This is a genomic window from Aeromonas sp. 604282 (assembly GCF_049170575.1).
GTDB classification, from domain to species: Bacteria; Pseudomonadota; Gammaproteobacteria; order Enterobacterales; family Aeromonadaceae; genus Aeromonas; species Aeromonas veronii_A.
Map to the genome: position 1 here is coordinate 218,726 of NZ_JAAKMV010000004.1, position 22,630 is coordinate 241,355.

20 protein-coding genes are annotated in these 22,630 nt (G+C 58.6%); 9 read left to right on the top strand and 11 right to left on the bottom strand.

Annotated features, from left to right (window positions below):
• Window positions 1-2 precede the first annotated feature (2 nt).
• Window positions 3-1,220 carry a hypothetical protein gene (locus tag G5367_RS07605; RefSeq protein ID WP_421245156.1) on the top strand — a complete coding sequence of 406 codons (1,218 nt, stop codon included), beginning with the start codon at window positions 3-5 and terminating at the stop codon, window positions 1,218-1,220.
• Window positions 1,221-1,297: 77 nt separating this feature from the next.
• On the opposite strand, the gene G5367_RS07610 is transcribed toward G5367_RS07605, so the two are convergent.
• The 7 genes from G5367_RS07610 to G5367_RS07640 form a co-directional block, all read right to left on the bottom strand.
• A complete protein-coding gene (locus tag G5367_RS07610; RefSeq protein ID WP_421294079.1) occupies window positions 1,298-2,452 on the bottom strand; it encodes a 3-phenylpropionate MFS transporter in 1,155 nt (384 codons plus the stop codon).
• 390 nt (window positions 2,453-2,842) lie between these two features.
• Window positions 2,843-3,226, bottom strand: coding sequence for a lysozyme inhibitor LprI family protein (locus G5367_RS07615; protein ID WP_005348187.1), 384 nt, complete (start codon window positions 3,224-3,226; stop codon window positions 2,843-2,845).
• Window positions 3,214-5,838, bottom strand: a complete 2,625-nt coding sequence (locus G5367_RS07620; RefSeq protein WP_421294081.1) for a hypothetical protein — start codon at window positions 5,836-5,838, stop codon at window positions 3,214-3,216. Before G5367_RS07620 ends, G5367_RS07615 begins: the two co-directional genes overlap by 13 nt.
• A gap of 34 nt (window positions 5,839-5,872) precedes the next feature.
• A complete protein-coding gene (tssI, locus tag G5367_RS07625; RefSeq protein ID WP_421294083.1) occupies window positions 5,873-7,918 on the bottom strand; it encodes a type VI secretion system tip protein TssI/VgrG in 2,046 nt (681 codons plus the stop codon).
• A 348-nt stretch (window positions 7,919-8,266) separates the two neighbouring features.
• Window positions 8,267-8,785 (bottom strand): type VI secretion system effector Hcp1, encoded by a 519-nt coding sequence (hcp1, locus tag G5367_RS07630; protein ID WP_010634242.1) that lies wholly within the window; start codon window positions 8,783-8,785, stop codon window positions 8,267-8,269.
• 226 nt (window positions 8,786-9,011) lie between these two features.
• A complete protein-coding gene (locus G5367_RS07635; protein WP_337072483.1) occupies window positions 9,012-9,722 on the bottom strand; it encodes a LuxR family transcriptional regulator in 711 nt (236 codons plus the stop codon).
• 306 nt (window positions 9,723-10,028) lie between these two features.
• On the bottom strand, window positions 10,029-12,134 hold the full coding sequence (locus tag G5367_RS07640; RefSeq protein ID WP_216978137.1) for a TonB-dependent hemoglobin/transferrin/lactoferrin family receptor: 2,106 nt from the start codon (window positions 12,132-12,134) through the stop codon (window positions 10,029-10,031).
• A 193-nt stretch (window positions 12,135-12,327) separates the two neighbouring features.
• Here G5367_RS07640 and G5367_RS07645 point away from each other — a divergent pair, with 193 nt between their 5' ends.
• Genes G5367_RS07645 through G5367_RS07655 form a run of 3 tightly spaced genes read left to right on the top strand, consistent with a single transcriptional unit; the run spans window position 12,328 to window position 14,300 of the window.
• Complete coding sequence (locus tag G5367_RS07645) at window positions 12,328-13,299, top strand: ChaN family lipoprotein (protein ID WP_421245004.1); 972 nt, start codon at window positions 12,328-12,330, stop codon at window positions 13,297-13,299.
• A gap of 25 nt (window positions 13,300-13,324) precedes the next feature.
• Window positions 13,325-13,879: a cysteine hydrolase family protein gene (locus G5367_RS07650; protein WP_421245003.1), complete on the top strand. Its 555-nt coding sequence runs from the start codon at window positions 13,325-13,327 to the stop codon at window positions 13,877-13,879.
• Window positions 13,880-13,916: 37 nt separating this feature from the next.
• Window positions 13,917-14,300, top strand: coding sequence for a hypothetical protein (locus G5367_RS07655; protein ID WP_421245002.1), 384 nt, complete (start codon window positions 13,917-13,919; stop codon window positions 14,298-14,300).
• Window positions 14,301-14,387: 87 nt separating this feature from the next.
• Here the strand turns inward: G5367_RS07655 and hutZ are convergent, their stop codons facing one another.
• Window positions 14,388-14,945, bottom strand: coding sequence for a heme utilization protein HutZ (gene hutZ / locus G5367_RS07660; protein WP_005335257.1), 558 nt, complete (start codon window positions 14,943-14,945; stop codon window positions 14,388-14,390).
• Window positions 14,942-15,454, bottom strand: coding sequence for a heme utilization cystosolic carrier protein HutX (hutX, locus tag G5367_RS07665; protein WP_421245001.1), 513 nt, complete (start codon window positions 15,452-15,454; stop codon window positions 14,942-14,944). Before hutX ends, hutZ begins: the two co-directional genes overlap by 4 nt.
• Before the next feature lie 170 nt (window positions 15,455-15,624).
• Here hutX and G5367_RS07670 point away from each other — a divergent pair, with 170 nt between their 5' ends.
• The 5 genes from G5367_RS07670 to pepE all read left to right on the top strand — a co-directional run bounded on the left by G5367_RS07670 (window position 15,625) and on the right by pepE (window position 20,901).
• Window positions 15,625-16,476, top strand: coding sequence for a heme/hemin ABC transporter substrate-binding protein (locus tag G5367_RS07670; protein ID WP_421245000.1), 852 nt, complete (start codon window positions 15,625-15,627; stop codon window positions 16,474-16,476).
• On the top strand, window positions 16,473-17,504 hold the full coding sequence (locus G5367_RS07675; RefSeq protein ID WP_005335261.1) for a FecCD family ABC transporter permease: 1,032 nt from the start codon (window positions 16,473-16,475) through the stop codon (window positions 17,502-17,504). The genes G5367_RS07670 and G5367_RS07675 overlap by 4 nt, the downstream gene beginning before the upstream one ends.
• Window positions 17,505-17,515: 11 nt before the next feature.
• Window positions 17,516-18,328, top strand: coding sequence for a heme ABC transporter ATP-binding protein (locus G5367_RS07680; RefSeq protein ID WP_421244999.1), 813 nt, complete (start codon window positions 17,516-17,518; stop codon window positions 18,326-18,328).
• Between the two features lie 230 nt (window positions 18,329-18,558).
• Window positions 18,559-19,920 carry an endonuclease/exonuclease/phosphatase family protein gene (locus tag G5367_RS07685; RefSeq protein ID WP_005362524.1) on the top strand — a complete coding sequence of 454 codons (1,362 nt, stop codon included), beginning with the start codon at window positions 18,559-18,561 and terminating at the stop codon, window positions 19,918-19,920.
• A 243-nt stretch (window positions 19,921-20,163) separates the two neighbouring features.
• Window positions 20,164-20,901, top strand: a complete 738-nt coding sequence (pepE, locus tag G5367_RS07690; RefSeq protein ID WP_236767675.1) for a dipeptidase PepE — start codon at window positions 20,164-20,166, stop codon at window positions 20,899-20,901.
• 120 nt (window positions 20,902-21,021) lie between these two features.
• Here pepE and G5367_RS07695 read toward each other — a convergent pair whose 3' ends face one another.
• Together G5367_RS07695 and alr are read right to left on the bottom strand one after the other, a co-directional pair.
• Window positions 21,022-21,441: a secondary thiamine-phosphate synthase enzyme YjbQ gene (locus G5367_RS07695; protein ID WP_005362528.1), complete on the bottom strand. Its 420-nt coding sequence runs from the start codon at window positions 21,439-21,441 to the stop codon at window positions 21,022-21,024.
• On the bottom strand, window positions 21,441-22,514 hold the full coding sequence (gene alr / locus G5367_RS07700) for an alanine racemase (RefSeq protein ID WP_270905333.1): 1,074 nt from the start codon (window positions 22,512-22,514) through the stop codon (window positions 21,441-21,443). The genes G5367_RS07695 and alr overlap by 1 nt, the downstream gene beginning before the upstream one ends.
• Between the last annotated feature and the right edge of the window lie 116 nt (window positions 22,515-22,630).

Sequence of the window (22,630 nt, forward strand, 5' to 3'; positions counted from 1 at the left end):
TTATGAGTCGTCATATCACCCTGTTTGCCCTGTGGCTGCTGCCGCTGTGGGCCTGCGCTGGCAATGACGCGAGCGGCCCCCGCTATCTTATCGAGCGGGGCGCCAGCGCCAATGTGCTGCAAGTGCGCCTCACCATGCAGGGCAAGCCCCCTTTTACCCTGCTCCCCGCTCGTCAGTTGCCGGGCAGTGCCACGCCGGTTTCCCCCGCGCTGGCCTGCCTTGCAGACAACCAGCCGGTTGCCCTCAACCAGCCCTTCTCCTGCAAAGAGGTTGGCTGGCAGATCACGCTCACACCGGCTCCGGCAGAGGGTGCTGATGCCTCGGCCCAACAGTCGCTGCTGTTTGCCCCTGACCAGTGGCTATTGACCGAGTGGGGTAACTTTGTGCGCCAGATGGGGAGTCGCCAAGGAAAGGTTTGTCTGCCGGATGGCAGCTGCCAACCACTGCCGGATGTCAACCAGCCGCCGCTGATCCTGCCATTTGGTCTGGACACTGTGCCCGTCACCAAGCCGGATCCGCGGCTGGTGCTGAGCCATGACGAGACCGCCAACCAGCTCGATCTGCCAGCCTTGCAGCAGCAACTGAATGAGATCATCGACTATCTGGCCTTCCAGCTCGATGTGGATCCACCCACTCATCCATGGCAACTGGTGTGGCTGGGGCGGGATGTGGCGACCCGCTCCCTTGGCGGCGCCGCCGGGGATCAGGTGTTTGTCGCCAACTACCCCACCGAGGCTGGCAAACCGACGCCACAGGCCCCCTTGCGCCTGCTGCGCACCTCGGCCCACGAGGCGGTGCATATCCTCAGCGCTCGCCACTCTGCTCCACAACCCACCTGGGTCAACGAGAGCCTCGCCGAGTACCTCGCCATCAAGGCGCTGCGCCGCTTTCGGCTGCATCAAGTCACGGCGGTCAACGAGCTGGCCGAGCGGGGCAAACTGCTACCCCATAGCGAGAGCGGCCTCTATCGGGCAGCTCGCGAGGTGCTGGCGGGCGATCGCTCCTACTACCCGCTCTTTTACGTCAAGGGGAGCGCCTTCTGGGAAGCGCTGGAGCGGGAGTTGCAACACAATGACGTGACGCTGGCGCAACTGCTGCCCCAACTGGGCTGGCTGCCGGATGGCCGCTTTGATGCTGCATCCAATGAGCTGCTTGCCGGCACCATCGGCTCGGACACCTGGCGCCGCCTCAGCCGCCTCTATCTTGGCGAGCAACAGTAACGCCGCAAACCACAGCAACAAAAAAGGGAGAGCCGTGGCTCTCCCTTTTGTTAGGTGATGATTCAAATAGACAAATATCAGGCTGGAGCACTCTCCTGCCCAGACGGCGCAAAGGGGCGCAGCCGCAGGAAGAACACCGGCAAGACCACCAGCACCATCAGGAAGAAGATGCCGCCGCCGAGAGGCTCGAACAGCACGCCGCAAAGTGCCATCAGGGCCGCCACCGTCATGCCGAGGCCAAAGGCCGCATAGAGCGCCTGAGTCGGGATCAACTGCTCGGCCGGTAGCTGACGGGTCATAAAGCGCACCGCCCCCAGATGGCTCATACCGAACGTCACCGAGTGGAGCAATTGCCCCAGCACCAGCACCCACAACTCGGTCGAAGCCCCCAGCAATACCCAGCGCACCACACAACCGATGGCACCGGCGATAAAGAGACTCTGGGCGCCAAAGCGCTGCAAGAAACGCTTGTCGGCGGCAAACATACAGATCTCCGCCACCACCCCGAGCGCCCACAGATAGCCGATGATGGTGCCGCTATATCCTTGCTCCTTCCAGTAGATGGCGCTGAAACCGTAATAAGCGGCGTGGCTCCCCTGCAGCAGAGCGGTCAGCAGCAGGAAACGGCGCACCGGTGCGCTGCGCAGGGTTGCCAGCAAGGACGCCTTGGCGCGCTCGTCCTGACTATCCTGTGGCGCCGGATAGAGCGGCAGCCAGCTGAGCAGCAGCATCAGCACCAGCCCCGCCACCATGGTGTGCAAAATCCAGTCACTACCGAAGTTGCCCACCAGCGCCCCTACCAGGGTAGAGGCGACGATAAAGGCAAAAGAGCCGCACAGCCGCACCTTGCCGTAGTCGATATGCGCCTGCACCACCATGCGGGTTGCCAGCGCCTCACCTACCGGCATCAGGGTCGGGTAGATAAAGTTGGCAATCAGAGTGAGACCGACCAACCACCAGAGGTGATGGCTGAGATAGAAGCCAAGGAAGGCGAACAGACTGAGCAGAGATAACAATCGGGTAACCGGCAGCAGATGACCCGCCCCCTTGATCTGCCCCATCACCATCAGGTTGCCGGCAAAGCGGATCGCCATCCCCGCCCCCAGCAGGAGACCAATCATCTCGGCGCTGACGCCCACCCCCTCCAGCCAGAGCGACCAGAACGGCAAGTAAGCGCCGTAGACAAAATAGAAGGCGCCGAAAAAGAGCGCTAACCAGGAGAACGCGGGCATAGATCCTCTGCAACCAGATGACGGGAGCAGAATGATAACTCATCCGCCCCCACAGATCCCGATGGAAACCCCGCTAAGAAAACGGAAAAACTTCAACAAAATTGAACTATTACCGAAGGTACAGGGTCTACTTGGTAACACCTCCTCCTGGTTAGTGTTGCAATCCTTCCACCCGCCTATGGCGGGTTTCTTTTTTGTCCCCTAATCACTTTGCTTCATCATCAGGATCTGCATCTCGGATTCAAATTTAAATCCATCCTCACAACGAAAAATCATCTGGATACAACAAATCTTCGAGCTATCCTGCACCAAAACTATTTGTAGCGATAAAAAAACACCGGCGTTAAGCCGGTGTCAGGTGATAACTAGATCTGAACATATTGTCCCGGCTTAGTAAAACAATGAATTTAAAAACTTAACTCTCTCATTTGTTTTTTTTAATAGACAACTCTTATATATAGTGGCGTAGCCAGAGCCAGTCATTGACTCGTATGTTTCCAAATCACAGTCAGTATCTCGCATTTTTATCCATGCCTGCTGATTTTTCTTAAGAAAAAATGACACGGGTTTGATGTCTACACCCTCACCATGAATATTTATGGAGTCTAATTCCACCATCTTCTTTTTGTAAACAGAGTTTAATTCCGCATCTGATTTTTCATAAAGCGCAGAGATACACTGATACATTTCAGTCTCTGTTTTTTTGTCAGAGCATTCTTGAGAAAAAGCAGAAAATGAAATGCCTATTGATAATAAAAAAATTAATTTACCCATGATGACCTCGCATTGAATCTTTCTCGGGGGACTCTAAACACATCAATCCAAACACTTCTGTCACTCATCAAATATTTAAAAGCACTATAGTCACCAGACTCTAACCCCTCAACCAAAGTTGGAATAATAGAGTCTCTTGATTTCGAATGGTTATCACCTCTAAATGTTAAATCCACTAAGACTTCCTTTACATCTGTAGGTAATTGATCCCATATGATTTTACCTGGTGGTGCAAGAACATGACGAGAGCCTCGAGCCGCCTCTATTGTACGTTTTGTTGTACTTTCACGATCACCATATACAGATAAAAATAAAAAGTGTTGTTGCTTCCTGGTTAGTATTTGCTCATCCATAGGAACAGAATCATTAATCAAAGCAAGGTGATCTTTAGCAAGATCGCGTTTTTTACCGGAGCCAACAATTAGCCAAGAAGACATTTTATCAGATAATGGCCTTGCATTTTCACTGATCGCCGACAACAAGTTTGAAACAAACGGTTGTGTTTGCTGACCAATATCTAAACCTCGTCCATAAGTGATTCCTGATTGACCAATGACAGTACCATCTCTTTGCATTGGTATATGTGGCTTTCTCGAGAAGTATATGCTCGTGTCAACATCGTTTCCTTCAGCATCAAATGTGAGCTGCCCTTTGGGTACTGTGAGCCATTTTTCATCCATCTCATCATCAGAGATAGGCTCAGCCACCAACCCCATCATCCCTGCCGGATGAATAAACCAAGGCTTGGTATCACCTAATATCGCGCTGGCATCTTCCATCCACGCCATATTGTTGTGTACCTGCATCGCATACTCATAGAGCTTCGGCTGCTCGGCTAACTCCTGCTTTAGACGCGGCCAATCGCCAGGCTTTACCCATTCGCTTTTGTGCTTGATAAACAACATGCGCAACTTGCCCGCCAACTCCTCATCGGCCAGCGCGGCCTTGATATCATCGCCGCTCAGGGTGCCATCGTTGTCCCTGTCTGTCACCAGCTTGTCATAGAGGGTACTGAAAAATTTGCTCGCCTCTTTCTGTTGCGGATCTTCACTCTCGGTATCAGCCTTGTCCAAAAATCCATCGTCATCGCTGCTGCCATCGACCAGCTTGACGCCCAGCTTGTGCCAGTCGTGCTGACTGATGACTTCAACATCACCGCCCTGCAATATGAACTCGCCAGCCAACTCCCCGTCCGCAGCAGTCCGCTCACGTACCTTCACAAAGTTGTTGGCACCGTGAGTGACAATATCAGACTCTTTCACCGCCAACGGTAAGACCAGCGGCCCAAAATTGGCAACCTCGTGAAAACCATGCTTGCTATCGCTGGTGAGACGATAGGTAGTGACCTTTTTCTTTACCAGCAGGTAGCCTTGGCCACCGGTGACCCGCGCCTTGTTATTGATGCAATCTTCAAGCACCTGTTTGTCGCTTTCTGCCACAAACACCTCAAAGTGCACGGCTTTGCTGTCTGCGTCTTTCTCGAAACCGCTGGCTCCGGCAGTGGCTAGCTCATGCTCACCCCAATGACCGATGATCTCTCCGGCCTGCACCGGTATCGGGTTTGCGCTGCGGTCAACGACCGCATCGTCTTTGAATTCGACAGGGATACTCGGTTCTGCGGTTAGTCCGGCCCCCATCTTGCTTTTTGCCAGCCAGCCAACGGCACCTTTGCTGGCATTGGTCATCACCTGATTGGCACTGTCTTTGACAGTGCCGCTGCCCACCTTGAAAACCTGTACTTTACGAAACTCAGTCGTGCCGCCATTGATGCTTATCATTTGTGCCGGCTCACCAGATATCACGACCTCACTACCTGCAGGCAAGCCCAAGCTCTCAGCTGTGGTGTCAGCGCTTTTACGTAGCCATGTATTACCAGGGATCTTACAGCGAGCTGGTTTGCCTTCTGGTGGTGTCATCCACTTCGGCTTTTGTGGAAACTCCTGCTGTAATTGGCTTGCCGCAATATGGAACAGGCTGTCCGGGTCATTAACGTAGTGCACCAGATAGTAATCGTGGGGCTCATCTTTGTGGTTAAGCAGGCTCTTCACTTCCTGGCCGACCAACTTCACTTCAGCCCCCCTTTTCGCATAGACAGGTTTATCGCCAGACAGCCGACGTGTCAGCTTGGGAGGATGTCCCTCGACCACCGGTTCATAGGTGGACACACCTGTCCCCTTGACCATTACTCGCGCAGCCTCGGAACTGTTGTAGCTGTTCTCACAGGCGATGTGCATGTAGAGGCTGTAGAAAGTCAGACGATTCTTGTTCTGCTCACCGGCTTCGTAGCGATGACGTACCAGACAAAACGAAGGGGAGGTATACAAGTCAATCTTTCCCTCTGGCTTGCCCTCTTCGGTGCTACGGGTCGCCTTGGCTGGTTTGGTCGCCAGTCGGTAGGCCACAATCTCCCCGTCAGCAATCGCGCGCACTGCGCCGCTCGGGTGCCAGCCTCCGCTTTTACTGAAGTGGATACCACCGTGCCAGATACGGTTGCGGCCTATCGGGAAGGTACCGCTCTTGAGGCCGTTGATCTTCTTGATAAATTCATCGAGAGATGCAATCTCGCTGGAGCCGTTCTCACCCGCCAGTTGCATGGGATAGACGATTTTCATCTTTGTCATTCAATCCTAAGTTGTTCGTCGAACATCAAGCGGAGGGCTGATAATCGCTATCGGGCTCCAGCGCCTTGAGCAACGCCTCCATCGCCTTCTCGGTGGCAATCGCCTTGACCAGTTCAACCAGTTCCGGAGCTTTGACCACCTCAACCCCTTTGGGAATAACGGGAGCCTGACCAGCCCAGCCAGAGCCAGCTCCCGGGCTGCCTCCGGCATTGAGTTTGATGGCGGGGCCGACCAGCTTGATGCCGCTCGGGTCAACTTTGACAAAGCTGCCACCCCCCTTGAGGGTGATCTCTGAGCCCGCCTCCAGCACCAACTTGTCACCCACCTTGATATGCACCTCTTCACCCGCTTCCACCAACAGGGATTGACCCAGTTTCTGGTGCAGGGAGGTATCCACCGTCAGCGAATAGTCCGCCTTGATCTGTTCACGCTTTTCACCCTCCACCGTCAGGTGGTCGTTGGCCTTGATGCGAGTCACCCGATCAAAGTCGATGTCGGTGTGTTGGTCATGCTTGATGTGCCAGGCGGCATCGTTCTCTATCAGCACGTTCAGGTCTTTCTGACCGTGGATATAAATCTCTTCCTGTCCCGCCTGGTCTTCAAAGCGCAGCTCGTTAAAGCCCTCGCCCTTGTGAGTTTCGGTGCGCAGCACGGTGCGAGTCTTGTTGGCAGGCAGCTCATACGGCGGCCGGTTGGTGGCGTGGTAGGTGCGCCCCGTCACGATGGGCTGGTCGGGGTCGCCCTCTAGGAAGCTAACAATGACCTCGTGGCCGATACGCGGGATGGCCATCATGCCATATTGACCACCGGCCCAGCCTTGGCTCACTCGCACCCAGCAGGAGCTCTGGTCGTTGGAGCTGCCGTAGCGGTCCCACGGGAATTGCAGTTTGACCCGGCCATGTTCGTCGCAGTAAATCTCTTCCCCTTCAGGGCCCACCACCATGGCGATTTGCGGGCCATCCACCATCGGCTTATGGGGTGCCTCGGGGCTGCCGATACGGGCGCGCCAGGTGGTGCTCGCCTTCACTACGCCAAATTCGTTGTGGTAGACGGTCGGGCCACTGCCGCCCTCTTCCTCCAGCGCCTGCGGTTGCTCACCGGTGTGGCAAATATGGACGATTTGCCAGTCGGTGTTAAGGCTGCCATTGGGGTGTTCGGTGAGTGAGAAGTGCTGGCCCGGCAGCAACGCGGCGCTGTTGGATTTGCCGCTGCCTGCTACCGCGTCATTGCGCAGCGCATCGAGCCGGTGCTGGGCAAACGCCTTGCCGCTCGGGTCCTGCTTGTAGCGGCCCGGGTAGTCGAAGTGCTGATAAGTATCCCGTTGATGCTCAAGCTCTGCTCCCTGCTTTTTGTGGGAGAGGCCATAGGCCGGCGTCTTGAAGCTGTAGTCTTTCAGCTCCACATCCGAGGGGCGCACCGCCTCGCGGTAGTGGAACTGGCGCACATAGGGCCCTTGTTCCAGCGAGCGGTTGCCGAGGTTGAAGAAAAGCTCGGGGCCTTGAGTCAATGCCGCCGCGTCGTCGGCAAACACAATGCGGTGCTTGCCCGCTTCAAATTCGTGGAAGTAGAACAAGCCCTCTTCGGCAGCAAGGCGATTCACGAAATCGAGGTCGGTCTCCCGATACTGCACACAGTATTCCCGCTGGGCGTGCTCGTTCTTGAGCGCAAAGGCGTAATCGGTGATGCCATGTTCTTGCAGCAGGATACTGAGGATTTCATCGGGCTTTTGCGCCTGGAAGATGCGGGAGTTCTGGCGCAGCCCCAGCCGCCACAGGGCGGGTTTGACCTCAAGGCTATAGCGGGTACGGCGAAAGCCGCTGTCCCCTTGGGCAAACTCGCTCACTACCCCGCACACCTGGCGTTGCAGCTCGCCGTTGTACCACACCATGAGCTCGCAGGGTTGGTCCAGCACGGCGCCAAAGTCGACATCGGGCTGGCTGCTGGCCAGCTCAAGGCGCAGGTTGAACGGCCGATTCAGTCCCTCGTCCAGCTGGAAACTCGCCACCACGAAGGTGCTCTCGGGCAGCGCCCCCACCTTGACGGTAAATTGCAATCCGGTTTGATTAGCCATGGCTCTCCCCTCTTGTCACGGCCACGCGATGTCTGCGCCCCTCTTCAAGACCCCAACCGCCAAACCACGCTACCGCCCTCTCCTGTGCCACAACGGGCAACCAAGATAGCGGCGAACACGGGTTACGGGCGGATTGGGTCTGCATCACAGGACACCCTTTAGTGCTTTGCCATCCCTCCGCGCTCACTCGCAGGGCATCAAACCCCGGCTGGGGGATGGCAAAACAGAAAAGCTCCAGCCAACCCGTTGGCCAGGCTGGAGAAAATGCACAGTACAAGAAGCCGGTTGAACAACCGGCTCAAAGACACATTACTACTTACAAGGAATACCAAAGTACCGAAGCAAGGCTTACGCCTCGATGGGGGCGCGCCAGTCGTCCGCACCGGAAGTGCCGGCAACGGTGTGCTCCCAGTCAATCTTGCGGTAAGCCATGGAGACCTGGATAAGCTGGGTAAAGTCAGACTTCGCCGGGTCCTGGCAGTGGGGCATCTGGCAGTCGATGTCAACGATAGTGGCATCGGTCAGCACGGTAGAGAAGAAGTGCTCCTGCTTGCCCTCAACGGAGGTGCGATACCACTTCAGGGTCACTTTCGGCAGCATTTCGCCGGAAGCCAGCGCGTTGTACATCAGCGGCACGGCTTTGTTCAGGGCGACGGTGAACTTGAACGGCTTGTGGACACGCTGACCGGCAGGCTGACCGGATTGCGGGTCGGTCGGGACGGTGACAACGTGCTGGAACTCTTGTACCAGCATCTCGTCTTCGTGGCCTTGCACGAAGATGTTGCCGACTGAGTCAGAGGTGAAGGCCCCGGCGGTGATATTGCCCTGGGTTTTACCTTCGATGCTGATATAACATGGAGTTGGCATGTGTATGCTCCTAAATAAGTTGGTTAAACGAGATAGCACTCGACCAACCTTTAGCAGCGACCATGCCACTTTTTTATTCTTTATTTATCAGTCAATTACCTTCCATCTGTTCTCTCTCTACGCGCATAGATGCAATAACTTGCGCAATATCATCACACCCACTGGCAAAACTGACATTTTTAGTAATTTAATCTACGTAATGAGCAATTTTTTGCGTTAGGCAGCATCATGCACTGTCATCATCCACATTTTCAATCTGTGCCGTGTCAATGTTCAGTCTGACAATACCCTGCATCAGCGCCCATGATATCGCCTGATTTTTGCAGCTCGCACCCAGCTTCTCCGCTATCCGTTCAAGATGGAAAGTGACGGTTCTGGGCTTGATCCCCAGGATCTGGGCAATATCACTCACTTGCTTGCCTTCGGCAGCCCACTGGCACACTTCCTGCTCCCGTAACGTCAGCTCTTCCTGAGGCTGCCTCACACAGAGACAAACACGGGCTACCGCTTCAAAGACATGCACAGCCAGCCAGCTTAAAAAAGGAGTGGCACTCAACCATTGATGCTCGGTTCGTGGGGCGCGAGTGATCAATGACAGCAAGCCAACATGGCCATTAGCCCCATGCCAGGGAATTGTGATCCCGTCGCGCAGCCCCATCTCATATGCCTGCCGCATCACCTCCAGCCCCACCATATCTTGCCGCTCACAACACTCGGTGATCAGGCTGCCCCAGAGGATGGGGGTGCTCTGCTTCATCCCTTTTCTCACAACGGGATCCACCGTAAAGAAACGTTGTTTGTCGTAGCTCTGCACCCACTCGGCAGGGCATCCGTTAAAAATCCTCACATCAGGACGCTGAATCGAACTGGGAAAGATGAATCCCAGCCGGAAGTGGTCAAAACCCATCTGCTGGCTAAGGGTACGCAGCAGGGCCACTATGGTCTGCTCGTCAGAGGCCTCATTGAAGCGGGTAATCAGCTCAAGAGCGTCGGCGGTGTCGAGGAAAAAGTTCGATGTCGAAGTCAAAAGCTAGGCACACCCATTGTAAAGAATTACTAAATATCATTAACAATGAATCAAATAGCATAATATCTCGCCAACACAAAGAAAAAGGCGAAGCCAATGAATAACATGGTGTGAGCGGGTCACCTCACACCTGGCTACATGTATAAAAAATCCCCGCCTGTCAGGGCGGGGATCCGGTGCGGGCAACAGCCCTCGATCACTGCGTGTGTTGTCTTTTTAGAATACGTATTTGACCCGTGCACTCAGGTTGCGGCCCGGTTCGGTCATCATGCTGTTATCGGAGCCCTGGGCACGACCGGCGATGCGCTCGTAGCTGGTGTACTCCTTGTCAAACAGGTTGAAGACCCCGACGTTGAGCTGCAGATCGGTCATCGGGTTGAACTGGGCGTACATATCCACAACACCCCAACCGGCGCTCTTCACGTAATCCTTGCCTTTGCTGTCTTTACGGACTTTGTCCATGTCGTCCGCAAAGCGCAGCGCGGTGTTGAAGTTCCATTGGGACTGTTCCAGACGCACACCGACCGAGCCGTTGAGCGGGCTCAGGCTGTTGATGTAGTTGCCATCCCCATCCTTGCCTTCGATGTAGGCGAGGTTGCCCCAGACATTGACGATATTGTTGAGCCAGTAATCCGCCTTGGCTTCGACCCCTTTGGTGGTCGCCTTGCTCAGGTTCTGGTACTGGTAGACGGCGGTGCGTCCCTGCTGACCCACTTCCACCATCTCGATGAAATCGTCGAACTTGTTGTAGAAGCTGGCCAATTCATAGCTAAAGCCGTGGCTGTTGCCACGCACGCCGAGATCGATGCCGTCGCTGCTCTCCGGATTGAGGTTCGGGTTGGGCTCGATGCGATAGCCGTACGCCTGATGGTTCAGGGTGGAGAAGGCGCTGTCATACATGGGGGCCTTGAAACCGTGGCTGTACTGGGCGAACAGGTTGGCCGCCTCGTGGGCCTTGAACACCAGACCCAGCTTGGGTGACAACTCCCCTTCCGAGAACTTGTGCAGCTTGTCGCCTGTGTAGGCCGGATCGTTGTCCGGAGTCATCCGGTAGTAGTCATAACGGGCACCCGGGGTCAGCACCCAGCGCTCGCCAAACTTGATCTCGTCAAAGGCCCACAGGGCGCTGCGCTCGCTGGTGGTAGCCGGGAAACTCAGCTCGTTGTAGCCGACAAAATCACCGGGGGTCGTCGGCCCCTTGTAACGGGTACGTTCGTTGTCGGTATGCTCGTATTCAGCCCCCCAGGCCAGGCGGTGGTTGGCGACCGCCTTGTGGAACTGCAGCTGGGCGCCGATGTTCTTCTGATCGAACACGTTGTGATCCAGCGAGTTTTTGGTCACATAGGGGTTGCCGGGGCTGACCGGATACTTGGATGAGGCGTATTGATCCAGCGTCTGCTTGGTGCGGGCGAAGTAGACCTTGCTATCCATCCGATCGGCCCAACCTTGATTCAGCGCGATGCCGTGATCCAGCACCACAGAGAGGTTGTCGGTCTGCTTGTCGGTGATGGGCTGATCGAACACGCGGGCGGTGCCGGTACCGACCTTGTTGAGCTTGACCGCATCCGGCTCCTCGCCATCGGTCAGGTAGTCGACGGTCAGCTTGAGGAACTGTTCATCGGAGAGATTCCACTTGCTCTTGAGCAGCAGGGCGTGGGTACCGATATCGAAGTCGTTCTTGGTGGAGTCGAAATTCTGGGTCACACCGCCATCGCGCCAGGTGTAGCGCAGCAGGTTCTCCACTTCGCCGGTGCGCAAGGCGCCGGTAAAGCCCGCCATCTTCTGGTGGCTGCTGGAGGCGTAACCGCTGGTCACATCCAGATAACTATCCTTGCCCTTGAGGAAGTCGCTGGCATCCTTGGTGGTGATGGCAATCACGCCACCCAGCGCATCGGAGCCGTAGGCGGCAGACGCCGGCCCTTTTGCCACTTCTACCTGCTTGATCATGTCGGTATCGAAGTAGCTCTGGCCAACACCGCCCTTGCTGTAGGCATCGTTCTGGCGCACACCGTCGCGCACCACCTTGACCCGGTTTTCTCCCATGCCGCGGATGATGAAGGTCTGCGCATCACCCTGACCGCCGAGCACGGTCACACCGGGTTCGTAGCGGAACAGGTCGGCGACGTTGGTGACGACCTGCTCTTCAATCTGCTTGGCGGTGATCACCGAGATGGGGCCGGAGACATCTTCCAGTTTTTGCTCCATCCGTGAGCCGCTGACGACCACGACTTCATCCGCCTTCTGGGTGGCAGCAAAGACCTGGGAGGAGAGACCGGCAGCCACGGCGAGGGCAACCAGAGAGAGTGCGTTATGATGGGTCACAGCGAATCCTTATTGAGAACTGTTATCAAACAGGCCGCATATTACCCGGCTCTCGACAAAGATCAACAAGAAACGAAATCATTCTCATTTGTTTTGAACCAAATTGGTTTTACACTGTCGCCCTGTGTTGCCCTTATTCTCTATTAGCCCCCCGAGATGCACCGGCATCCGGGCATATCAGCCGTGAGATCCCATGATTAGACGACTTCCCCTGCTCGCCCTGCCGCTGCTACTGGCAGCCTGTGCCACCCCAACCCAGCCAACCGTGTCATCACAGTTGCAGACGCTCTATGACTACCGGCTAAGTAGCGAGGGAGATGCAGACCTGACGCTGGAGCAGGCAATCGCGCGAATTGCCGACGCCGACATCATTCTGGTGGGCGAGCTGCACAGCCATCCCGCCGTGCATCTGTTGCAATCGAGCCTGCTGAGCGGGCTCTACACCGCAGGTCAGCAGCACGGTCGGCCATTGGTCCTCTCCATGGAGCAGTTCAGCCGCGCCGATCAGAAGACGCTGGATGCCTATCTGGCGAACCAGATTGGTGAAGCGGCCTTGATCCGCGAAGGCAACGCCTGGCCCAACTATCCGAGCGACTATCGCCCGCTGGTGGAGTTTGCCAAAGCGCACCAGATGCCGGTGATCGCCGCCAACGCCCCCAAGCCGCTGGTGAGCTGTGTCGGTCAGGAGGGGGCTGAGTGGCTCGACAAACTGCCCGCCACACGTCGCAGCCAGCTGGCCCGCCAGCTGACGCTGGGGGATGATCCCTATCGCCAGAAATTTATGGCCTCCATGCACCACGGCGATGCCGACAGCAACGCCCGCCGCTTCGCCGCCCAGACCAGTTGGGATGACACCATGGCCGAGAGCATGGTGGATTATCTCGCCAAGCACCCGGGCCAGCAGATCATGCATATCGCCGGCAATTTCCACGTCGAGGGGGGGCTTGGGCTCGCCAGTCGCATCGCCAGCCGCAATCCGGCCCTCAAGGTAGCGCTGGTCGTCCCCCGTACAGATGAGACCTCTGTTGCAGATCCCGCAGCCGATGTGCAGGTAACCATCATGCCGCTGCCTAAGCGCTGGCAAAACAGTGACGAGATGAAGCAAGATATGGGCTCGCTGCATCAATCCCGCAGTCGTGACTGCAGCCAGTGGCTGCAACCCTAATCTTCAAGGAAACGGCGGGTAAAATATGGATGTGTTACTGATCATCGATGTGCAGCAAGGCTTGTTCAACGAGCCCCGTTACCGCCAGGAGCAGGTGCTGGCCAATATCAATCGGGCTGCGGCCCATGTCAGGCAGCAACAGGGACGGGTCATCTATATCCAGCATGACTCGCCCCCCGGTACCGAACTGGAACCGGGCACCCTGGGTTGGCAGTTGCACAGTGCGCTGCAACCGGCCAAAGGAGATAGCCGGGTGCGCAAGACAGCCTGTGACAGCTTTCTCGATACCGAGCTTGCCTTCCTGCTGGCCGAGCAGCCGGTCGATCGACTCATTCTCTGTGGCTGTGCCACCGATTTTTGCGTCGATACCACGGTGCGCAGTGCCGCCTCCCATGGGTACGAGGTGCTGGTGTTGAGCGATGGTCACACCACCGCCGATCGCCCCCACCTGAGCGCGGCCCAGATCACCGAGCACCATCACTGGATGTGGCGCCACCTCAGCCTGCCGGAGGGGCGCAGTGTGACCCTGCTCACCACCGACGAGCTGCTGGCAGTAACACCCGCCCTGCAGCCGTGCTAATCTGCGAGCCTCGCCTCGTTTCTCACTGGAGTCTGTCGTGCGCCTGTTGTCTGCCACCCTGTTGTTGATTGTTCCCCTGCTGTCGGCCTGCTCCAGCTTGCCCGGCCAGAAGTATGACGGGCCGGACCCCCTGTTTCTGACCCACATCAACGAGGAGGGGAGCAAGCGGTTCACCTTTGAAGCCGCACCCAACGACACCTTGCCGCGCGGCCTCTCGGCGGCCCAGAGTCAACGGCTGCTGGAACAGCGGGAAGCCTTGCAGGAGAACCTGCTGACCGAGACCCTGGCGACCAAGCAGTATTGCCGCCAGGGCTACATAGTGCTGAGCCAGACCTACTGGAAGGTACGGGGCGAGTGCAACGAAACGGCCACCGACGCCGATCGTCGCGCTTTTCCCAACAAGGCCAGCTGGCAGGATTGAACAGGCCGGATGAGATAACGCAATAAAAACGGGCAGCCCAGTGGCTGCCCGTTTTGTTATGACGGCTGTCGTGGTCGACAGGGATCGTCAGACCGGCGCATCGGCCGGGCTGGTGAGCTCGGCACCGTTGTCGATGCGCTTGTGCCCTTCCACCAGATGGACGAAATCCACCAGCTCGTCACCGGAGACCGCGAACGCCTGGCCGAAGCCCTTGACGAACAGCCCCTGTTCCGGCTTGAGGCGGAACAGTTTGAAATCCTTGAGGTTGGAGAGACCCTTGATGATCTCGCCAAAACGACCTTCCAGCGCTGCGACCGCCTTGCTCCAGCGGGCGTCGTCACGGGCCACCACTTCAGCAACCGCATCGAAGGTCAAGCGCTTGCGGGCAAACAGCTCGCGGGCACCGCTCTCATCCTCGATCAGCATCAGGGATACCCGCGGCACCTGTTGCAGGTTGCGGGCGTGGCGGGCGATCTCGGAGATCAGCACATAGTAGCCATCTTCCTGCAGCACAAACGGGGCATAGCTGGCGTTGGGATTGCCTTCGCCATCGACGGTGGCGAGCTGCAGGGTACGGCAGCTGTCGCGAAACTCGCGGATCTCCGGTTGCAGGCGGTTCTGCAGACGCTCCTGACGTTCACTCATGCTTTGACTTCCTCTTGAGAGTTGTGGCGCAGCGCCATAAAACGGGTGACCTGATCGGCCAGCAGCTGGCGTTTCTCGTCGCGACCCAGATAGACCTTGAAAATGCAGCGGCCGGAGTGACCGAAGAACTGGAAGGAGTGCCCCTCCTTGCCCATGAACAGCTTGCTGACCAGCGCAATCCCCGCCACGTTGTCGAGCTTGAGGTGACCATGCAGCTCACCGTCGCGGCCCATCAGGTTGTAGTAACCGCGTGCGTCCTTGCCTTTCGGGAAGGAGGCTTTTACCTCGAAGATGGAACCTTCTGATTCGACGATGGTGGTCACCGGGCCCCAGTCGGCCAGATCTTCCAGCAGACCTTGGGCGCGATCGGCGGGCAGCAGGGTCACCAGCTCGGCGGGCAGATGGCGAACCACCTCCCATTCGCTGATGGCGAGCTGGGCCGCCAGGGTGGACGGATGAGCGCCGGGATCCTGCTCCAGCAGCGCGTGAATGCGTTGTGCAATGCTCATGTTTTCTCCCTTTGCGGGACCAGATCGTCCCGCTGTTTATCATGGCGGCTACTCTAATAAAGCACCGGAATCAATGCAATTGATAATTGCTATCATTATCAGTGCATTTTTTCCAAAGCCTTGATATTCTCGGCGGCACACCCGTTTTATTCACCCCTTCGGAGGTTAGCATGGGCCGTCGTCTTGCCCTCGCCATCACCCTGCTCTGCAGTTTACTGTCCCCCTTCTCTGCCGTTGCCGCCGACGGACAGAAAGAGCGTATCGTCAGTATCGGCCCCGCCACCACAGAACTCATTCTGGCCCTTGGCGGTGAATCGAGCCTGATCGCCACCGATGTCAGCAGCCCCTTGCCAAAAGGGTTGCCCAAGGTGGGTTATCACCGGGCGCTGGCCGCCGAAGGGATCCTGAGCCTCTCCCCCACCCGACTGGTGGGCAGCGACGAGATGGGCCCGGCCCCGACCCTGGATCAGCTGCGTCGTGCCGGGGTCAAGGTGGAGGTGCTGGATACCGCGCCGACCCTCGCCAACCTTAACCAGCGTATCGACACCCTCGCCAACCTGCTGGGCGATAAAGCAGCTGGCGATCGCCTGAAGGCAGAGATCCAGGCCCAGACCGATCAGCTGGCGGCGCAAGCCAAACAGAACAAACCGCTCAAGGTCGCCTTCCTGCTGCTGCACAAGGGGCAACCCACTAGCATCGCCGGGGGGGACACCACCGCCAGCGCGCTGATTTCGCTGGCAGGCGGCATCAATCCGGTCGCCGAGTTGCGCAACTACAAGCCGGTATCCGCCGAATCCCTCATCGAGATGCAGCCCGATCTGGTGCTGGTCAGCGGTCGTGACTGGCAGCAATATGCCGACCCGGCCAAGGTGCTGGCAGAAGTGCCCGCCCTGGCCGCCACCCCGGCTGGCAAGCGCAACGCCATTCACGCCATCGACGGCCACGCCCTGCAAGGGGGCCTGAGCCTCAACTCCCTGCAACAGGCGAACCAGATCGCCCAGTGGATCAAGCAGGGGTCATGATGCGGTTACCCCTCTCCTGGCTGCTGGCCTTCACCACGGCCGCACTGGCGCTGTTGCTGCTCGGTTCGCTGGCAACCGGCCCCATGACCCTCACCCTGGGCGAGAGTCTGCGGGCGCTGTTTGCCGGACAGGAGAGCGGGATAGAGTCGCACAAGCTGCTGATCGTGCAGGAAATTCGCCTGCCTCGTACCCTGCTCTGCATCGCAGTGGGGGGGATTCTCGGGCTCTGTGGCGCCGTGATGCAGGGGCTGTTTCGCAACCCTCTGGCTGACCCCGGCATCATAGGTGTCTCCGGCGGTGCGGCGCTCGGCGCGGCGCTCGCCATCGTGCTGCTGGCCCCCCTCGGCCAGCAGCTGCAAGCCACCATCGGGGTTGGTCTGCTGCCGCTGCTCGCCTTTCTCGGCGGCGCGCTCACCACCACCCTGGTCTATCTGCTCGGCACCCGTGAGGGGGGCACCTCGGTCACCGTCATGCTGCTGGCCGGGGTCGCCATCACGGCGCTCTCCGGTGCAGTGATCGGCCTGCTCACCTATCTGGCGGACGATCAGATGCTGCGCAACCTGAGCCTGTGGCAGATGGGGACGCTGGCGGCAGGCAAACCGGCCGATGTGGCGCTGGCCCTGCTCACCCTGGCGGCCCTGCTGTGGCTCTTTATGCGCGATGCCAATCCCCTCAACGCCCTGCTGCTGGGTGAAGGAGAGGCCCGTCATCTTGGGGTCAATGTGCAATCCCTCAAGCGTCGCCTGATTCTGCTCACCGCGGCAGGCGTCGGGGTGGCGGTAGCGGTATCGGGGATGATCGGCTTCGTCGGGCTGGTGGTGCCCCATCTGGTGCGCCTGCTGGCAGGCCCCAACCATGTCAGGTTGCTGCCGCTCTCGGCCCTGCTTGGCGCCGCCCTGCTGCTGGCAGCCGATATGCTGGCACGCACCCTGCTGGCCCCGGCCGAGCTGCCGGTTGGCATCATCACCGCCCTGCTCGGCGCCCCCTTCTTCATCTGGCTGCTGGTAAAAGGCCGCCGCGCCCTGTGATACGGACTGTTATGCAACCACTCTCATCCTCACTCTCCGCCCCCCTGTTAAACTGCACCCGACTCAGCCTGCGCCGTGGCCAGCGCCAGATCCTGGATGGGCTCGATCTTAGTCTCGAGAGAGGTACCCTCACCGCGCTGCTCGGCCCCAACGGGGCGGGCAAGAGCTCGCTGCTCAAGTGCCTGACCGGCGAGCTGGAATATGAGGGTTCCATCACCCTGTTTGGCGCAGATCGCCAACAGTGGGACAGCAGCCAGCTGGCCCACCGACTCGGGGTATTGCCGCAAAGCTCCTCCCTCAACTTCCCCTTTCTCTGCGAGGAAGTGGTCGCCATGGGGCGCTTGCCCCACAGTGAACCGGCGGTGCGGCGTGACGAGATTGTGGCGGCGGCCATGACCCATGCCGGGGTCGAGCATCTGGCCAAACGGCTCTATCCCGGGCTCTCTGGCGGCGAGCGGCAGCGGGTGCAGTTTGCCCGGGTGCTGGCGCAGATTTGGCAGGCCCCCTCCCCGACCGAGCAAGCCGAGCAACCCCGCCTGCTGCTGCTCGACGAACCCACCTCGGCGCTGGATCTGAAATACCAGCACCAGCTGCTCACCATGGCGCGCGCCCTGGCCAACCGCAATACTGCAGTGCTGGTGGTGCTGCACGACCTCAATCTGGCGGCGCGCTATGCCGATCGGCTGGTGATGCTGGAGCGGGGCAAGCTGATGGCCGATGGCACGCCTGCCGAGGTGCTGACCCCTGAGCTCATCGCCCGTCTCTATGACTATCCGGCACAGGTGATCCACCACCCCGAGAGCGGCCTGCCGATGGTGGTGTGACAAATTCAGAGTGCGGTAACGGCAGGAAGTGCGCCATTCATCCCGGAAACTGCAGCGTATAAACCGGTTTTTCACACCCCATATCGCCCTGCTAACATTCATCATCGCCAGCTATGTGGTGTGAATATCCTCACACTTTGCTCAGGCAAAATCCCCGCAGCATCGCCGTCTACTTATAATGGCGCCGCCTCACAGAAGGCATAACTCATTGATGCTACGGAATAATTACAATGAAAAATATCAACAAGACCCTACTGGCTGCAGCCATTTCCCTCGGGATGCTGGCTGGCTGCAACAGCGACAACGACTCAAAGGCAGCTGATCCCATGGTTCGTTTTGCCACCTTCAACCTCTCTTTTGATCGCACTGCCGCCGGTATGCTGACCGGTGAGCTGGCGCTGACCCGCACCGAGCAGGATGCCCTGCTGGCCCGCCTCGCCGAAGGGAGCCTGAGCGGCGCCACGGAAACCAAAGCCAAGAACGTGCAGCAGATCCGCAACGTGGCGGAGATCATCCAGCGCACCCGCCCGGATGTGTTCCTGCTCAACGAGTTCGACAACGACGGCAAAGGCGAGAGCACCGCCGATCTGAAAGCCTTCAACGACAACTATCTGGCCCACGCCCAGCACGCCGAAGTGACCGCCATCAGCTATCCGGTGATGCAGAATTTCGCCACCAACACCGGCCTGATGAGCGGTTATGACCTCAATCTGGATGGCAAAGTCAACAGCGGCCCCGACGATGCCTGGGGCTTTGGCAACTACCACGGCCAGTATGCCTTTGCGGTGATGTCCAAATACCCCATCGACACCAAGCAGATCCGCACCTTCCAGAACTTCAAGTGGAAGGATATGCCGGGCGAGCAGAACCCCATCATCGATGACTGCAACAATCCCAAGGTCAAGATCCCGGCCAGCCGCCAGTGTGGTGATGCCTGGTATTCAGACGCAGCCTGGCAGCAGTACCCGCTCTCCTCCAAGAACCACGCCGATGTGCCGGTACGCATCAAGACCGAGAAGGGTGAAGAGGTGATCCACTTCCTGATCTCCCACCCGACTCCGCCAATCTTTGCCAATGCGGCACGCCACACCGTCAAGCACAACCGCGCCGAGATCGCCTTCTGGAACGACTACGTCAAGGGTCTCAACTACATGACCGATGACAAGGGCACCAAGGGTGGGCTGGCCAAAAACGCCAAGTTTGTCATCGCCGGGGATCTCAACGCCGATCCGCTCACCGGTGACGGCGACCTGACCGCCATTCAGGATCTCCTTAACAACCCGCTGATGAATCAGGCCATCACCAATGGCACCCTGATCCCGGTCAGCGAAGGGGGTCCGGAGTGTGTCAGCAAAGGGGCCGACTGCAAACGTAACCTCAATCGCCCCAACCCGGAACGGATCACCAACTCCAGCGTGCTACAGCTGGATCACGTCATCCCCTCCGCCAACCTCAACGCGGTCAAGAGCGGCGTCTTCTGGCCGGCCAGCTTCGAGGCCGGTTATCACCTGGTCTATGATGCGAAACTCGGCATCGCCAAGGGAGTCAGTTCGGATCACCGCATGGTGTGGGTCGATCTCAAACTCGACTAACTCTGCCATGACCCCGCTGCGGCGGGGTCTTTTATTGGCGATGGCAGCGAGCGGAGCGCTGCTTATTAATCCACCAGCTGGCATTGAGTTATCCATCCATAACTCCTCCATAGCCGTTGAATGGGCCTCGCGATCACAGAACCGCCGCGCCAATGGTGGTAGCATGCCTCCTCTTGCCATCCGGCCGCACGGCGGCTCCGGTGGCCCTCCCTCCTCCGCTTTCACTTTTTGAGGACATATCTGATGGAACTGCTTCTGCTAAGCAACGGTAAAGCCAACGAATTTCCGGGTCTGCTCGGCTGGGCCCGAGATCGGGTTCAAAGCCTGCTGGCTCGCAAACAGGTCAAGCGCATTCTGCTCATCCCCTATGCGGTGATCCGCAGCGACTGGGATGCCCGTGCCAACGAACTTACCGAGAGCCTCGGGATCGAGACCATCAGCATTCACCACTTTGATGATCCGGTCGCGACCGTCAATCAGGCCGACGCCATCTTTATCAGTGGCGGCAACACCTGGCGCCTCAACCAGATGCTGCATGAAAACGGCCTGATCGTACCGATCCAGCGTGCCGTGCGCGAACGAGGCATCCCCTATGTGGGCTGGAGCGCCGGTTGCAACGTGGCGACTCCGAGCATCCGCACCACCAACGACATGCCGGTTTGCAACGCCGCCGTGCTGCCCGCGCTGGGCCTGTTCCCGCTGCAAATCAACCCGCACTATCTGGATGCCAGCATCAGCGGACACATGGGCGAGACCCGCGACGAGCGTCTGGCTGAGTTCTGCGCCATCAACCCGAGCGAATATGTGGTGGCCCTGCGTGAAGCGAGTCTGCTGCAAATCACCGGAGAAAACGGCAGCGAGCGTCTGGAGTACTGGAGCGCCCGCGAGCAGGACTTCAAGATCTTCAAACACGGCCAGGAGCCGCAAGCCTTTATGGACGCCGCCCCGCTGGCCGAGCTGACCCCCTTCAAGGTCGGCTGAGCCACGCAGAGCGCTTCACTACTGGCAAGCAGATAGCTCGCGAAATCGTAAAAACAAAAGAGGGATGGCTCGGCGCCATCCCTCTTTTTTATCGTCATCTTTCAGCTGGTTGCAGCCTGATTACTCACCCTGCAGGGTCACCAGCACCTTGCGGGCACCGCCATCGACGCGATGTTCGCCAAGCCAGATCCCCTGCCAGGTGCCAAGTGCCAGCTGACCGTCACGGATCGGCAGTAGCAGGCTCACCCCGAGCAGGGAGGATTTGATATGGGCGGGCATGTCATCCGGCCCCTCATAAGTGTGACGATAGTAGGGGGCATCTTCCGGCGCCAGCCGGTGCAGATGAGCCTCCATATCGCTGCGCACGCTGGGGTCGCAGTTCTCATTGAGAGTGAGCGAGGCGGAGGTATGTTGCAGCAGCAGGTGCGCCATGCCGATCCGGTAATCCGCCAGCATCGGCAGTTTGGCCACCAGCTCGTCCGTCACCAGATGAAAGCCCCGCGAACGGGGCTTCAACGTCAGCAGGCACTGCTGCCACATCAGACGTACTCCATAAAGACGCGGGAGGTGAGCTTGGTGATGAGCTCGTAGGGGATGGTGCCAATCTCGTCGGCCACCCGCTCTACCGGTAGCCCCTCGCCCCACAGCACCGCCTCGTCCCCGGCCTTGTCGGTGGCGCCGGGCCCAAGATCCACCGTGCTCATATCCATGGAGACACGCCCCACCAGCGGCACGATGCGGCCGTTGATCAGCACGGATGTGCCATTGGGCGCCATGCGCGGATAACCGTCACCGTAGCCGATGGCGATCACCCCGAGCCGGGTATCGCGATCTGACACCCAGTTGGCGCCATAGCCCACCGGCTCGCCCGCCTTGTGATCCCGCACCGCAATCAGCTGGGTCTTCAAGGTCATCACCGGCTGCAGGCCATAATCGGCCGCTACCGTGTTGGGGAAGGGCGACACGCCATAGAGGATGACACCGGGGCGAACCCAGTCGCAGTGGGAGTCTGGCCAGGCCAGAATGCCCGCCGAGTTGGCCATGGCCCGCTCGCCCGCCAACGGTGCGGTCAACTTGCTGAACAAGTCGATCTGCTCGCGGGTAGTGGGCTGCTCCAGCTCATCGGAACGGCTGAAGTGGGTCATGATGTTGAACGGCTGCACCACGTTCTTGCACTTGCCGAGTCGTTCGATAAAAGCGGGCATCTCGTCGGCCCGCACCCCGAGGCGATGCATGCCGGTGTCGAGCTTGAGCCAGGCCACCACGGGGGCTGGCAGCTCGGCCTGCTCCAGCGCTTCGAGCTGCTCCCAGGTGTGAACCGCCGTCTGCAGATTGTTGGCCGCCAGCACCGGCAGGTCGTCGGCGGAGAAGAAGCCCTCCAGCAGCACGATGGGCTTGACCACGGCGCAGGAGCGCAGCATCAGCGCCTCTTCGATACGGGCCACCGCATAGGCATCCGCATCCACCAGGGTGCGGGCGACCGGCAGCAGTCCGTGGCCATAGGCGTTGGCCTTGACCACAGCGATGATCTTGCAAGCGGGAGCGTGGCGCTTGACCACGGCGAGGTTGTGGCGCAAGGCCGCAGTGTTGATTTGGGCAGTAGCCGCTTTCATGGTTTTCCCTTACGAGGGCACAAATGGTCTCCCCCTCATCGGGCAGAAGACCGCCACTCACTTATCGTCGTCGAAGGCCGGACCGGCATAATTGTCGAACCGGGAAAACAGGCCCT

What these genes read in the sequence shown, in the direction of transcription:
- G5367_RS07605 (WP_421245156.1), top strand. Translation starts at nt 3, where the DNA reads ATGAGTCGTCATATCACCCTGTTTGCCCTGTGGCTGCTGCCGCTGTGG.
- G5367_RS07610 (WP_421294079.1), bottom strand. Translation starts at nt 2,452, where the DNA reads ATGCCCGCGTTCTCCTGGTTAGCGCTCTTTTTCGGCGCCTTCTATTTT.
- G5367_RS07615 (WP_005348187.1), bottom strand. Translation starts at nt 3,226, where the DNA reads ATGGGTAAATTAATTTTTTTATTATCAATAGGCATTTCATTTTCTGCT.
- G5367_RS07620 (WP_421294081.1), bottom strand. Translation starts at nt 5,838, where the DNA reads ATGAAAATCGTCTATCCCATGCAACTGGCGGGTGAGAACGGCTCCAGC.
- tssI (WP_421294083.1), bottom strand. Translation starts at nt 7,918, where the DNA reads ATGGCTAATCAAACCGGATTGCAATTTACCGTCAAGGTGGGGGCGCTG.
- hcp1 (WP_010634242.1), bottom strand. Translation starts at nt 8,785, where the DNA reads ATGCCAACTCCATGTTATATCAGCATCGAAGGTAAAACCCAGGGCAAT.
- G5367_RS07645 (WP_421245004.1), top strand. Translation starts at nt 12,328, where the DNA reads ATGATTAGACGACTTCCCCTGCTCGCCCTGCCGCTGCTACTGGCAGCC.
- G5367_RS07650 (WP_421245003.1), top strand. Translation starts at nt 13,325, where the DNA reads ATGGATGTGTTACTGATCATCGATGTGCAGCAAGGCTTGTTCAACGAG.
- hutZ (WP_005335257.1), bottom strand. Translation starts at nt 14,945, where the DNA reads ATGAGTGAACGTCAGGAGCGTCTGCAGAACCGCCTGCAACCGGAGATC.
- hutX (WP_421245001.1), bottom strand. Translation starts at nt 15,454, where the DNA reads ATGAGCATTGCACAACGCATTCACGCGCTGCTGGAGCAGGATCCCGGC.
- G5367_RS07670 (WP_421245000.1), top strand. Translation starts at nt 15,625, where the DNA reads ATGGGCCGTCGTCTTGCCCTCGCCATCACCCTGCTCTGCAGTTTACTG.
- G5367_RS07675 (WP_005335261.1), top strand. Translation starts at nt 16,473, where the DNA reads ATGATGCGGTTACCCCTCTCCTGGCTGCTGGCCTTCACCACGGCCGCA.
- G5367_RS07680 (WP_421244999.1), top strand. Translation starts at nt 17,516, where the DNA reads ATGCAACCACTCTCATCCTCACTCTCCGCCCCCCTGTTAAACTGCACC.
- G5367_RS07685 (WP_005362524.1), top strand. Translation starts at nt 18,559, where the DNA reads ATGAAAAATATCAACAAGACCCTACTGGCTGCAGCCATTTCCCTCGGG.
- pepE (WP_236767675.1), top strand. Translation starts at nt 20,164, where the DNA reads ATGGAACTGCTTCTGCTAAGCAACGGTAAAGCCAACGAATTTCCGGGT.
- G5367_RS07695 (WP_005362528.1), bottom strand. Translation starts at nt 21,441, where the DNA reads ATGTGGCAGCAGTGCCTGCTGACGTTGAAGCCCCGTTCGCGGGGCTTT.
- alr (WP_270905333.1), bottom strand. Translation starts at nt 22,514, where the DNA reads ATGAAAGCGGCTACTGCCCAAATCAACACTGCGGCCTTGCGCCACAAC.